Annotated in this window: 13 protein-coding genes; 10 read left to right on the forward strand and 3 right to left on the reverse strand. The window is 39.0% G+C overall.

Annotation, left to right across the window (positions count from 1 at the left end):
* Nucleotides 1–3: 3 nt before the first annotated feature.
* From arcA to H5S10_RS03280, 4 genes are all read left to right on the forward strand, one after another.
* Nucleotides 4–1,236, forward strand: coding sequence for an arginine deiminase (arcA, locus tag H5S10_RS03265; RefSeq protein ID WP_182588680.1), 1,233 nt, complete (start codon nucleotides 4–6; stop codon nucleotides 1,234–1,236).
* Between the two features lie 109 nt (nucleotides 1,237–1,345).
* A complete protein-coding gene (locus H5S10_RS03270) occupies nucleotides 1,346–1,807 on the forward strand; it encodes an arginine repressor (protein WP_003666533.1) in 462 nt (153 codons plus the stop codon).
* Nucleotides 1,808–1,827: 20 nt separating this feature from the next.
* On the forward strand, nucleotides 1,828–3,249 hold the full coding sequence (locus H5S10_RS03275) for a basic amino acid/polyamine antiporter (protein WP_182588682.1): 1,422 nt from the start codon (nucleotides 1,828–1,830) through the stop codon (nucleotides 3,247–3,249).
* 48 nt (nucleotides 3,250–3,297) lie between these two features.
* Complete coding sequence (locus H5S10_RS03280) at nucleotides 3,298–4,704, forward strand: amino acid permease (protein ID WP_182588684.1); 1,407 nt, start codon at nucleotides 3,298–3,300, stop codon at nucleotides 4,702–4,704.
* A 63-nt stretch (nucleotides 4,705–4,767) separates the two neighbouring features.
* On the opposite strand, the gene H5S10_RS03285 is transcribed toward H5S10_RS03280, so the two are convergent.
* The 3 genes from H5S10_RS03285 to H5S10_RS03295 are packed head-to-tail and all read right to left on the reverse strand — an operon-like array spanning nucleotide 4,768 to nucleotide 7,130.
* Nucleotides 4,768–5,070, reverse strand: coding sequence for a hypothetical protein (locus H5S10_RS03285; RefSeq protein WP_182585993.1), 303 nt, complete (start codon nucleotides 5,068–5,070; stop codon nucleotides 4,768–4,770).
* 15 nt (nucleotides 5,071–5,085) lie between these two features.
* Nucleotides 5,086–5,793, reverse strand: coding sequence for a type 1 glutamine amidotransferase (locus H5S10_RS03290; protein WP_182588685.1), 708 nt, complete (start codon nucleotides 5,791–5,793; stop codon nucleotides 5,086–5,088).
* Nucleotides 5,793–7,130: a Mur ligase family protein gene (locus H5S10_RS03295; RefSeq protein WP_182585995.1), complete on the reverse strand. Its 1,338-nt coding sequence runs from the start codon at nucleotides 7,128–7,130 to the stop codon at nucleotides 5,793–5,795. Before H5S10_RS03295 ends, H5S10_RS03290 begins: the two co-directional genes overlap by 1 nt.
* A 229-nt stretch (nucleotides 7,131–7,359) precedes the next feature.
* Between H5S10_RS03295 and H5S10_RS03300 the strand changes: the two genes are divergently transcribed.
* The 6 genes from H5S10_RS03300 to upp all read left to right on the forward strand — a co-directional run bounded on the left by H5S10_RS03300 (nucleotide 7,360) and on the right by upp (nucleotide 13,008).
* Entirely contained in the window at nucleotides 7,360–7,935 is a 576-nt protein-coding gene (locus H5S10_RS03300) for a thymidine kinase (RefSeq protein ID WP_003666540.1), read from the forward strand.
* Nucleotides 7,936–7,956: 21 nt separating this feature from the next.
* Nucleotides 7,957–9,039, forward strand: a complete 1,083-nt coding sequence (gene prfA, locus H5S10_RS03305) for a peptide chain release factor 1 (protein WP_003676159.1) — start codon at nucleotides 7,957–7,959, stop codon at nucleotides 9,037–9,039.
* Complete coding sequence (gene prmC / locus H5S10_RS03310; protein WP_182585996.1) at nucleotides 9,032–9,898, forward strand: peptide chain release factor N(5)-glutamine methyltransferase; 867 nt, start codon at nucleotides 9,032–9,034, stop codon at nucleotides 9,896–9,898. Before prfA ends, prmC begins: the two co-directional genes overlap by 8 nt.
* A gap of 5 nt (nucleotides 9,899–9,903) precedes the next feature.
* On the forward strand, nucleotides 9,904–10,932 hold the full coding sequence (locus H5S10_RS03315) for an L-threonylcarbamoyladenylate synthase (protein ID WP_003676155.1): 1,029 nt from the start codon (nucleotides 9,904–9,906) through the stop codon (nucleotides 10,930–10,932).
* A 112-nt stretch (nucleotides 10,933–11,044) separates the two neighbouring features.
* Entirely contained in the window at nucleotides 11,045–12,280 is a 1,236-nt protein-coding gene (glyA, locus tag H5S10_RS03320; RefSeq protein WP_182588687.1) for a serine hydroxymethyltransferase, read from the forward strand.
* A gap of 92 nt (nucleotides 12,281–12,372) precedes the next feature.
* Entirely contained in the window at nucleotides 12,373–13,008 is a 636-nt protein-coding gene (gene upp / locus H5S10_RS03325) for a uracil phosphoribosyltransferase (protein ID WP_003666547.1), read from the forward strand.
* Nucleotides 13,009–13,024 lie beyond the last annotated feature (16 nt).

A 13,024-nucleotide genomic window follows, 5' to 3' on the forward strand; every position in this document is an offset into this window, starting at 1 on the left:
TGTATGCAAAGTCCAATTCATGTTACATCAGAAATTGGGAAGCTTAAGACAGTTATGTTGCATCGACCAGGTAAGGAAATCGAAAATGTTTATCCTGAAATTCTTCACCGGATGCTTGTAGATGACATTCCATACTTACCGATCGCTCAAGAAGAACATGATCTTTTTGCGCAAACATTACGTGATAACGGCGCAGAAGTCTTGTATCTTGAAGATTTATTAACCGACGCACTGGCAAATGATAATATCAAAGATGAATTCCTTGAAAAGATCATTGCTGAATCTGGTTATGCTGCTGGAGCAATCCATGACGGCTTAAAGGAATTCTTGCTTAGTTTCAGTACTAAGGATATGGTTAACAAGATTATTGCTGGTGTACGTAAAGATGAAATTAAAACAAAGTATGCTTCGCTTGCCGAATTAGCAGAAGACAAGGATTACCCATTCTATATGGATCCAATGCCAAATGCATACTTTACTCGTGACCAACAGGCATGTATCGGGGATGGAATTACCATTAACCGCATGACCTTTAAGGCTCGGCAACGTGAATCTCTCTTTACTGAGTACATCATTAAGCACAATAAGCGTTTTGCCGACAAGGGTGTTGAGGTATGGCGAAACCGTTATCCTGAAGGCCGGATTGAAGGTGGAGACGAATTAGTTCTCAGTGATCACGTATTAGCAATTGGTATTTCTCAACGAACATCTGCTAAGGCTATTACAGAATTAGCTGAAAGTCTCTTTGAAAAGTCTGATTATGATACAGTAATTGCTATCCATATTCCTCATAATCATGCAATGATGCACCTTGATACTGTATTTACAATGATTAACTATGATCAATTTACAGTTCATCCAGCAATCTTACGTGATGGCGGACATGTTGATGCATACATTATGCACCCCGGTAATAATGGTGAAATTTCAATTACTCATGAAACAAATCTTAAAGAAATTTTGAAGAAGGCACTTGATAAGCCGGAAATTGATTTAATTCCTACTGGTGGTGGTGACCCAATTATTGCCCCACGTGAACAGTGGAATGACGGTTCTAACACGCTAGCAATTGCCCCTGGTGTAGTTGTAACTTATGATCGGAACTATGTCTCAAACGATTTGCTGCGTAAGCATGGTATTCTTGTTCACGAGGTTCGTTCAAGTGAATTATCACGGGGTCGTGGTGGTCCACGGTGCATGTCATGTCCAATTGTTCGTGAAGATCTCAAGAAATAAATAAGATAATAAAAGCAGCAAATTTATCTGAGTATCTAGAAAGGGTATAATTTTGCTGCTTTTTCTTGTATCATTTTAGTGTAATTAACATGATAAGAAGGGAACACGAATGGATCGAAAGGCAAGAAGAAAATATATTGAACAAGTGGTTAATGATCGTAAAATTGAAACACAAGAGGAATTGCTTAAGTTGTTAACTGAGGCGGGTTTCGAAACAACACAAGCAACAATTTCAAGAGATATTCATGCATTGAATATCGTTAAAGCAAATGATGGCGATGGTCATACCCACTATGTTCAACTCCATGTGACACCCGAACATAATTTTGAACGATTATACCAAGGAATTCATGATAATGTGCGGACAATTGAAACTGTTCAATTTATGAACGTAATCAAAACTGCACTAAATTCTAGTTACGCGACGATTTTGGCTGGAATGTTTGATGAACTTGATATTCCGGAAGTTGTGGGCACACTTGCTGGAAACGACACCTTGATTATCATTAGTAAAGATAATGATGATGCTAAAATGGTCTATGATTTAATCATTCAACACATGCATTCATAAACTGCATAGGAGGGATATTTATGGATGAACAAAAGAAAGGTATTGGTAGAGGCGAATTGATCGCCTTAATTGTAAGTTCATGTATCGGTACCGGAATATTTGGTATTACTAGTGATGTGGCAGCGGCGGCGGCACCAGGTCCTGCCCTGTTAGCTTGGATTTTTGTTGGAATTGGTTTTTTGATGCTAGTTCTCTCGCTAAATAATTTATCTGAAAAGCGACCAGATCTTACTTCAGGGATTTTCTCATATGCTGGTGCCGGCTTTGGGCCATTAGGTGAATTTATTTCTGGATGGTCTTACTGGTTATCCGCATGGCTGGGAAATATTGCTTTTGCCACGATGTTGATGAGCTCAATCGGAACGTTCTTCCCAACCTTTAAAGGTGGTCAAAATTTACCGTCGATTATTATTGCCATCATCTTCTGTTGGCTATTAACAATCTTAGTTAACAATGGTGTTGAGAGTGCATCTTTTGTTAACATGATTGGAACAATCTGCAAGGTCTTACCATTAGTTATCTTTATTATTATGATGATTGTGTGCTTTAAGGCTGGAATGTTCACTGCAGATTTCTGGGGTCGGGTTGCTAATAATGCTTCTCGCGGTACTGCAACTGGGTCTGTTTGGGAACAAATGAAAGGTACCCTAATGACCTTAATTTGGGTATTTATCGGTGTTGAAGGTGCTTCTGTTATGGCAAGTCGGGCAAAGTCTCTTACAGCCGCTCGTGAAGCTTCTCTCATCAGTTTTGGCCTTTTAGTAGTTATCTATGTATTAATTTCAATTTTGCCTTATGGTGCATTAACTCGGGCAGAATTAGCAGGAATGGGACAACCAGCTATTGGTCATGTACTTCAAGCAACAGTTGGTAGTTGGGGCTCAATTTTAATCAATGTTGGTTTAATCATCTCAACAATTGTTTCCTGGCTTTCTTGGACAATGCTCCCAGCCGAAACAACAATGTTAGTTGCCGATGATAAGGCAATGCCAAAAATTTGGGGAAAGGTTAATGCCAAAAAGGCGCCAACCGCTTCCCTAATGATTACAGCGGTATTGCAAACAATCTTCTTGTTCTCATTGCTTTTCACTGATAAAGCCTATGAATTCGCATATTCCTTATGTAGTGCAGCAATTTTATTCTCATACTTATTTGTTGGACTTTACCAAATGAAATACAGTTCTGCACACCAAGAATGGGGACAATTTACAATTGGTTTGCTCTCTGCTGCATTCATGTTCGCATGTATGTTCCTTGCTGGATGGCAAGAAGTACTACTAGTTTCAATTAGTTTTATTCCTGGATTCTACATTTATTACTTAGCATGTAAAGAAAATGATCGTAAAGTTACAACTGCTGAAAAGTGGACAATGGCGCTGATTTTAATCCTAAGTGTTATTGCAATTTGGCTAGTTGCTAATGGAACTATTGCCATCGGCTAGGTAAATAATGTATAATTATTCCACATTTCAAGAATATTTATAAGTGAGGTGATTAAGGTGAAGGAAAAGAAGTTAAATCTCTTCCTCTTAATCACCTTAATTGTAGGAACGATTATTGGTGGTGGGATTTTTAATAGTCCAACCGATTTAATTTTGAAAGCAAATCCAATGGCTGCATTAGTTGCCTGGTTAATTGGTGGCTTCGGAATTTTGATGCTAGTACTAGTTTTTTACAAGCTTTCTGTTATTAAGCCGGAGATGAACGGTGGAATTTATACTTATGCAAAAGAAGGCTTTGGTAACTATATTGGTTTTAATTCTTTTTGGGGATATTGGATGGGGGCAGTATTTGGTAATATTGCCTTTATCTCACTCTTCTTTAAGACCTTAAATAGTATGCTAGGAATGCACCAACTTTCGCCACTAATGTGTTTTATCGGAGGCTCAATTATTCTGTGGGGATACACAGCAATTACATGGTTTGGTGTCCGTGAGGCAAGTATCCTTAATGCCGTCATTACGATTATTAAGATTTTACCGCTTTTATTAGTTGTTATTGTTGGCGTTTTTGCATTTCAGCCGCATATTTTTAATGTTCCTGATTGGACAAGCATTCTTGCTGTTAATCAAACGCATGTAGCATTTAAAGATCAGATTAGTGGTGCGATGAGTACTATTGTGTGGTGCTTTGTTGGGATTGAAGCGGCTGTTTCAATGTCGCGTCGAGCAAAACAGCCACGTGATGTTGGATTGGCAACGATTATTAGCTTTGTAATTGTATTGGTTCTCTATATCTCAATATCTATCATTCCAATGGGGATCCTACCTGCTAAAGAACTTAGCCAGACTTCAGTTCCACTAGCAGCAGCTCTTAGTCATACAGCATTGGGAGTAGTTGGAAGCCTTATTATAAAAATAGGTTTACTAATTTCTCTACTAGGAGCATTATTGAGTTGGTTTATGATTGGCCCTGAAATTGCATACGTAACCAGTTATGATCGGGATATGCCGCGAGCATTTAAACTTGTTAACCGTCATGGCGTTCCTGGCTTTGCATTAATTGTATATACAATTATTATGCAAGTATGCTTACTGGTTTTACTGCTTCCACAACTTCAAATGGCCTATACAATTGCCTATACTTTGGCTGCGACAATGACACTAGTTGCTTACTTGCTCTCTGCGTTATATGGATTGAAGTTAGCAATTAGCGAAAAGATGGGTCTTGGTTTTAAGGTTATTGCTACGCTAGCCTCTATATATTCTGTCTATATGCTAGTCGCTTCAGGGCTTGAATATGTATTTGCAAGTGCGATTATTTTTGCACTAGGAATACCGTTGTTTGCTGGCGCTCCTAATAAGATGAGTAAGAAAGAGAAATGGTTGGCAACGATTATCGCCTTAGCAGCTGTGATTGCGCTTATGTTGATTATTACTGGAAAGATTAATTTTTAAAATATAAAAGGGATGAGATTAGAAGGCATTTTACTTTCCTTCAATCTCATCCTTTTTTAAATCCTAGTCTTCGCTAGTCATTTTACTTTTCATGTTATCCATTCGCCAGACAACATAGGTTTCAATCAATGTGATTAGGCTTACCCATAAAATCGTGAAATTTGATGAAGTAAGGAATAATAAGATGATTAGAATCCAAGATATCCAGTTCCAACGACGCTCCAAACGGATAACTTTTGCAAAGCGTGGTGGGATCCTAGTTGGATTTTGCATGGCTAATGCTTGAAGTTGGGAGAAAAGACGGACTTCCCAAAAACTTTCCAGCAAAAAAATAATGGTAAATACAAATGTTATAGTTTGATTCACTGTTTGTCACCTTAATTAAAATGTAGGCTTAATTTTTAGGGCTTTTTGCCTACTTAAGTCTGCATCGGGATATTTATGTTCAAGAGCTGCTAAAAGAATCTTTTTAGCAATTTCACCATTTCTTGTAAGAATGGGACCGTGGAAATACGAGCAATAAGTATTTTTGTAGATTGCCCCTTCGGTATGGTCTTCACCGTTATTCCCATTACCAGAAATTACTTTCCCGAGCGGCCGTTCACCTTTTCCTAAGAAGGTGCGACCGTTGTGATTTTCAAAACCATGGTATTCTTGATTACTTTCTTCATTTTTGATGGTAATGTCACCAATGAAACGGTGATTATCCTGACTTAAAGTATAGTGATCTAGGATTCCAAGTCCCGGAATCTTCTCGCCATCAGCACCAATATAGTAGTGTCCAAGAAGCTGGTACCCCCCACAGATAGCAAGGAGCGGTTTGCCAGCGTTAATAAATTGATCAATTCCTGCTTTTTTATTTGGCAGATCTTTGGAAACGACAAGTTGTTCGTAATCTTGACCACCACCAAAAAGGGCTAAGTCAAAATCTTGCGGATTAAACTCGTTGTCGATACTAATGACTTTGACATCAATATCGGCATCCATCTGTTTAGCGTAATATTGAAGGGCAATGATATTGCCGACATCACTATAAGTATTTAATAAATCGCCGTAAAGGTGGGCGAGGTGTAAGTGATATTTTGCCATTAGTCCATTCCTCCTTTGATATAGCCTTTTTCTGCTAATTGTTTCCGCAATTGCAGAACTGCTGTATATGTTGCCAGAATATAGACATGTTCAGTTGGCATTTCCTTGATTTTATCAATTACCTGGGTAAGATCTGGCTCATGCCACATATCTTTTACTCCAGCCATTGTTAATCTGGTGGTAATATCTTTATAGCGTTCTCCCCCAGTCATATATTGAGGAATTTGATGCTGAGTAAGTTTTTCAAAGTCACCGTCCCAGATCCAGCTGGTGTCAATGCCATCAGCGTAATTAGCATTTAGTAAGAAGGCAAAGCTAAATGGCTTGTCATCCGTCTCGATCATATCTAAAACCTGATTAAGGCCAACTGGATTTTTAACTAAGATCAAAGTAACTTGTTTTCCATCGATATTAATCACTTCTTGCCGGCCAAATACTCGTTCGTCTGACTCAAAAGCATCTTTAATTTGTGTTTGGCTCACTCCGAGAAAACGGCCAAGCGAGTATGCGGCAAGTGCATTATAAATGTTATATAGACCACCAATTCCGATGGTGTATTTTTGCCCATCAATTTCAAAAGTGGAATGTGTTGGAGTAAGTTTGTCAATTTTAGTAACAGCATACGTTAATTCTGGCCGATGGAAACCACAATTTGGACAGAAGTAGTTACCTAAACCTGCATAAGTCCGCATCCGATATTTTAGAATGTGCTGACATTTAGGACAAAGGAGGCCATCAGTATTAGCTGGGGCATTAAAGGGTTCTTTTTCTTCATGGTTAAAACCATAATAGATGATTGGGTTAGGCAAATCTTTACTGTTAAAGAGTTGTTCATCCCCGTTAGCAATGATGGTTGCTTTTGGTGCTAGTTTAACACCCTTTAAGATCTTGTTATAAGTGGTGTAAATTTCACCATAACGATCCATTTGATCACGGAAAATGTTGGTGAAGACAAAAGCGATTGGTGTGATGTATTTGCATACTTTAACTACATTTGCTTCATCGACTTCGAGGACGGCCAGGCCTTTTTTCTTTGGACGGGGAGCTGTAATAAAGGTAGTTACGATTCCCTGTTCCATGTTAGAACCAGTCGGATTAGTAAGAACTTGGTCATACTTTTCCCGCAAAACTCGTACGCTTAATGCAGTGGTTAATGTTTTTCCATTAGTCCCTGTTACAATAACAAGGTCGTACTTTTTGCTAAAGGCTTGGAGAATATTTGGATCAAGCTTTAAGGTTAGTTTTCCTGGAAGAGAACTTCCTCCGTTCATAAAAGTATGGAGGAACCAATAGCTTGACCGCCCGGCAAATTCGGCAAATGAACTTCGAACTGTCATGAATATATGTATTCCTTTCGTGTCAATTGTAAGTGATACAATAGTGATGATTAAAATTACCGTTTAATTCTAAACTTTACGATAACAAAAAGAAAGTTATTAAACTGAAATTATTATAAGATTAAAGTTATTCAATGTAAAAAACTCTTTCCTAATGTGGAAGTATTTAAATGACACAACTTTTTGGATATAATGAAGAGTACTATGCAAACAAAAAGGAGCAATTGTAGTGGCACAACTATTCTTTAAATATGGCGCGATGAATTCTGGTAAGTCAATCGATATTTTGAAGGTTGCTCATAACTATGAAGAACAAGGAAAACCGGTTGTCTTAATGACTAGTGGTGTTGACGATCGTTCTGGTCGAGGAATCATTGCTAGTCGGATCGGTCTAGAGCGGAAAGTAAAACCGATTATGGATGATACCAATATTTACGATTACGTTAATAAGATGGATCGTAAGATATATTGTGTATTGATCGACGAAGCACAGTTTTTAAAGAAAGAGCATGTCTTACAATTAATCAAAATTGTTGATGAGCTAAATATTCCGGTAATGGCTTTTGGCCTAAAAAATGATTTTCGTAATGAATTATTTGAAGGTTCAAAGTATTTACTAATCTATGCTGACAAAATTGAAGAGATGAAAACAATTTGTTGGTTCTGTCCTCACAAAGCTACGATGAATTTACGGATTCATGATGGTAAGCCAGTATATGAGGGAGAACAAGTCCAGATAGGGGGCAATGAATCGTATTACCCAGTATGCCGGAAGCACTATTTTCATCCCCAATTAAAACAATAGGAGGAATGACCAAGAATGGAAATGGAAGAAATTTTCGATAAACTTCAAGCAGTTGCTGATCGTTACGATGAATTAAACGAATTGATCAGTGATCCAGAAGTAATTGCCGACTCGCAACGTTTTATGAAGCTTTCAAAAGAAGAGGGGAGCTTGCGTGAAACCGTTGAAAAATATAATCAATATAAAAAAGTCACCCAAACGATTAGTGATGATGAAGAACTATTACGTGAAACGAATGATGATGACTTAACCGCCTTAACTAAAGAAGAGTTAGCAGAGGCACGGGAAGAACAAGCACAGTTAGAAAAAGAGCTGGAAGTCCTCCTAATCCCTAAAGATCCTAATGATGATAAAAATATTATCATGGAAATTCGTGGAGCTGCCGGAGGGGATGAAGCAAGTCTATTTGCTGCTGATCTTTATAACATGTACCTTCGCTATGCTGAAAAACAAGGTTGGAAAGTAGAAGTTGTAGATCGAAATGAAACTGAAGTCGGTGGCTTTAAAGAAATTGCTTTAATGATTACTGGGGATAAAGTTTATTCCAAGCTTAAGTTTGAGAACGGAGCGCATCGTGTTCAACGGGTTCCTGTTACTGAATCCGCTGGACGTGTTCATACGTCAACTGCAACGGTTGGGGTAATGCCAGAAGCTGAAGACGTAGATGTGGATATTGATCCTAAAGATATCCGGGTTGATGTTTACCGTTCAAGCGGTGCTGGTGGTCAGCACGTTAACAAGACTTCATCAGCTGTTCGAATGACCCACTTGCCAACAGGAATCGTCGTTGCAATGCAAGATGAACGTTCACAACAGCAAAACCGGGCTAAGGCAATGCGGATTTTGAAGTCACGGGTTTATGATTATTACCAACAACAAGAACAAAGCGCCTATGATCAAAAGCGGAAAGACGCGATTGGGACAGGGGATCGTTCAGAACGGATTCGTACTTACAACTACCCACAAAACCGGGTAACAGATCACCGAATTGGGTTAACATTAAACAAGCTTGATAAGATTATGGCTGGTGACCTCGATGAAATTATTGAAGCATTGATTGTTGCCGACCAAACGCAAAAGTTGGAGCAATTACGGAATGAGTAGTTTCGTACCGACCAACTATTTTATGGCGCAGCGATGGGCAAAAGAACAATTACAAGGAACAGATATTGATCCAAGTGCCCCTCAGTTTTTACTTCAGCAATTACATGGTTGGGATGCGACGCACTTACTTTTACATAATCGTGATGAGATGCCCGCTGATGAAGTAGACTGGTGGAAGGATGCCATAACAAGATTGCTTAATCATGAGCCTGCTCAATATATTGTTGGGCAGGCCCCATTTTATGGACGAACTTTTAAGGTTAATAAAAATGTTTTGATTCCAGAAGCTGAGACAGCAGAGTTAATTGATTGGGTATTGCATGAAATGCCATCTCGCCCATTGAAGGTTCTTGATTTAGGAACAGGGAGTGGGATCATAGGGATTACTCTTGCGCTTGAACAGCCAGCCTGGAATGTAAGTTTAAGTGACATTTCAACCGCTGCGCTTGCTGTTGCTCAGGAAAATATGGCTAAGTTTAACCTAGAGTTACCATTAATTAAAAGTGATTTATTTGAAAATATTGATCAGCAATATGATTTAATTGTGACTAATCCGCCTTATATTGACCCGGACGATACTGATAAAATTGATCAAGCTGTCCTTGAAAATGAACCAGCAGCGGCGTTATTTGCTAGTGAACATGGTTTGGGCTTCTATCATCGCTTATTTAAACAAGCAGGGCAGTATTTAACTACGACTGGTCAAATATTTGGCGAAACTGGTTATGATCAAGAAGAGTCAATTCAAGAATTACTACATCAAACTGATAAACACGCACAGATATGCCCACGACATGATGTGGCAGGAAAAATGAGGATGATACACGCATGGGATTTTTCAAACGCAGGAGGAAGATAGTAAGAATGGATACGAAAATTTTTCGACATGGTGAGATTGCCCAAGCAGCAGCTGCGATTAAGCGCGGTGAATTAGTGGCTTTTCCAACTGAAACTGTTTATGGATTAGGGGCTGATGCAACCAATGAAAAAGCCGTTAAGAATGTTTATTTAGCAAAAGGGCGGCCAAGTGATAATCCATTGATTGTTCATGTTAATTCCATCGCAATGGTTGAAAAGTATGCTGCCGAGATTCCTGATAATGCCCGAAAGTTGATGGATGCATTTTGGCCTGGTTCTTTAACCATTATCTTGAAAATTAAGAAGGGTGCTCTTTCAAAAACCGTTACAGGTGGTTTAAAAACTGTCGCCTTTCGTTATCCAGATTGTCAACCAACCCTTGATTTAATTGAAGAAGCTGGTGTTCCGATGGTGGGACCATCTGCTAATACTTCTGGTAAACCAAGCCCGACTACTGCCCAACACGTTTATCATGACTTACATGGGAAGATTGCTGGAATTGTAGATAATGGTCCGACACGGGTAGGAGTTGAATCAACTGTCCTTGACATGTCAACAGATCATCCTGTAATTTTACGTCCTGGTGCTGTTACAAAAAAGGACATTGAAGCAGTGATTGGGTCAATTGACCTCAATCATCACAAAGTAGGAAAAAATGAAACTCCTAAAGCTCCCGGAATGAAATATAAGCACTATGCCCCTAAGGCCCAGGTATATATTGTTGATGAAGATACTGATTGGGATAAAGTTGTTGAATGGATACGACAACAACCATTTGATGTTGGGATGATGGCTGAAGAAAAGGTCCTCCAACAAGAAGTATTGCCGATGAATGCTATTCAATTTTCATTAGGAAAGAATGTTCAAGATGCCAGTGCTCGTTTATTCGATGGGTTACGACAATTTGATGATCAGCCTAATGTTAAGGCGATTGTCACTCAAGCGTTCCCAGCTCATGATTTAGGGGGCGCATATATGAATCGGTTAAATAAGTCTGCTGGTGGTATGCACTTTGATAGTAATGCGGTAAAATAATAAGGGAATCTAGTGGAAGAGGTACCACTCCCTAATTAAAATCTCAATAAAATAATAAAGAGACTGAGTGGATTCCCAGCCTCTTTATTTATAACCAGAGGAGATGTTGTAAATGAACTATGGTAAAAAATCACCCCAATTATGGGCAGCCATTGAGAATGAAGAACAACGCCAGCAAGATACGATTGAGCTAATTGCCTCCGAAAATATCGTTTCAGATGCTGTTCGTGAAGCGCAAGGATCAGTTCTAACAAATAAGTATGCTGAAGGATATCCTAATAAGCGGTATTACGGTGGTTGTGAGTTTATAGATCAAGTTGAACAATTGGCAATTGATTATGCTAAAAAATTATTCAATGCAGCATATGTAAATGTTCAACCTCATTCCGGATCACAAGCTAACATGGCAGTTTATCAAGCACTCCTCAAACCCGGAGATGTGATTTTAGGGATGGGAATGGATGCTGGTGGGCACCTAACTCATGGCGCAACAGTTAGTTTTAGTGGAAAATTATATAAAACGTATGGCTATGGCCTAAATCCAGATACTGAAGAGCTTGATTATGATGAAATTATGGATTTAGCTAAAAAAGTAAAACCGCAATTAATTGTTGCGGGAGCTTCTGCCTATAGTCGGATTATTGATTGGCAGGCATTTCGTAAGATTGCTGATGAAGTGGGGGCTTACTTAATGGTTGATATGGCCCATATCGCCGGATTAGTAGCAACTGGTGATCATCCAAGTCCACTTCCGATTGCTGATGTTGTAACCACCACTACCCATAAAACTCTTCGTGGCCCACGGGGAGGAATGATCCTTTCTAAATCAACTGAGTTAGGACGGAAAATTAATTCAGCCGTTTTCCCTGGAATCCAGGGTGGACCGTTGGAACATGTGATCGCAGGGAAAGCACAAGCATTTTATGAAGATTTGCAACCAGAATATTCGGAATATATCCAACAAGTTGTAAAAAATGCTCAAGCAATGGAAAAAGTATTTAATACTAGTAAACAGATTCGGGTGGTTTCAGGAAAAACTGAAAATCACCTTCTCGTTCTGGATCTTACGAAGACTGGTTTAACAGGAAAAGATGCGCAAAATCTCCTTGACCGTGTCCATATTACAACCAATAAAGAGGCTATTCCGAATGACCCACGAAGTCCATTTATTACAAGTGGTTTGCGGATTGGGACTCCTGCTATTACCAGCCGAGGATTTAAGGAAGAGGATGCGCAAAAAGTTGCGGAATTAATCAGTACAGCTTTAACCAATCCAACCGATGAAGAGTGTCTACAAGAAGTAGCAAAAGGTGTGCATGAACTAACCACAAAGTATCCGATTAACTAAAAAAATAGAACATAAAAAGTTGTTAAGATCCTTTGTCATGACTTGATTTTTTTGGTAGAATAGTGAAGAAATTCAAAGGAGTGTATATAGGCATGGGTAAATTTGAAGTGTTAGATCATCCATTGATTCAGCACAAGCTAACAATGATTCGGGATAAAAATGTTGGGACAAAGTTTTTCCGGGAAACAGTCAAGGAAATTTCAACTTTAATGGCTTATGAAGTAGCACGCGACATGCCATTGAAGGATGTTGAAATTGAAACGCCAATTGCTAAAACAACTCAAAAGGAATTGGCTGGTAAAAAGGTAGCGATTATTCCAATTCTTCGGGCAGGAATCGGAATGGTTGATGGGATGACTGATCTTATCCCAGCAGCTAAAATTGGTTTTATCGGAATGTACCGGGATGAAGAAACCTTAAAGCCACATGAATACTTTGTTAAGTTGCCTAATGATATTACAGAACGGCAATTATTCATCGTTGACCCAATGCTAGCAACTGGTGGTTCAGCAATGATGGCAATCGAAGCCTTAAAAAAGCGCGGTTGCTCCGAAAAGAACATGAAATTTGCTTGCTTAGTTGCAGCCCCTGAAGGAGTTAAGGCTGTGCGCGACGCTTATCCAGATGTCGATATTTATACCGCAGGACTTGATGATTATCTTAATGAAGATGGGTATATTGTTCCTGGCTTAGGTGATGCTGGTGACCGTCTTTTTGGTACTAAGTAGATAATTAAGGATTAAA

The sequence above is a fragment of the Limosilactobacillus balticus genome, from assembly GCF_014145615.1.
Lineage (GTDB): Bacteria > Bacillota > Bacilli > Lactobacillales > Lactobacillaceae > Limosilactobacillus > Limosilactobacillus balticus.

Bases quoted from the DNA above. Each gene is read 5' to 3' on its own strand.
- arcA (WP_182588680.1), top strand. From the start codon at position 4: ATGCAAAGTCCAATTCATGTTACATCAGAAATTGGGAAGCTTAAGACA.
- H5S10_RS03270 (WP_003666533.1), top strand. From the start codon at position 1,346: ATGGATCGAAAGGCAAGAAGAAAATATATTGAACAAGTGGTTAATGAT.
- H5S10_RS03275 (WP_182588682.1), top strand. From the start codon at position 1,828: ATGGATGAACAAAAGAAAGGTATTGGTAGAGGCGAATTGATCGCCTTA.
- H5S10_RS03290 (WP_182588685.1), bottom strand. From the start codon at position 5,793: ATGGCAAAATATCACTTACACCTCGCCCACCTTTACGGCGATTTATTA.
- H5S10_RS03295 (WP_182585995.1), bottom strand. From the start codon at position 7,130: ATGACAGTTCGAAGTTCATTTGCCGAATTTGCCGGGCGGTCAAGCTAT.
- prfA (WP_003676159.1), top strand. From the start codon at position 7,957: ATGGAAGAAATTTTCGATAAACTTCAAGCAGTTGCTGATCGTTACGAT.
- prmC (WP_182585996.1), top strand. From the start codon at position 9,032: ATGAGTAGTTTCGTACCGACCAACTATTTTATGGCGCAGCGATGGGCA.
- H5S10_RS03315 (WP_003676155.1), top strand. From the start codon at position 9,904: ATGGATACGAAAATTTTTCGACATGGTGAGATTGCCCAAGCAGCAGCT.
- glyA (WP_182588687.1), top strand. From the start codon at position 11,045: ATGAACTATGGTAAAAAATCACCCCAATTATGGGCAGCCATTGAGAAT.
- upp (WP_003666547.1), top strand. From the start codon at position 12,373: ATGGGTAAATTTGAAGTGTTAGATCATCCATTGATTCAGCACAAGCTA.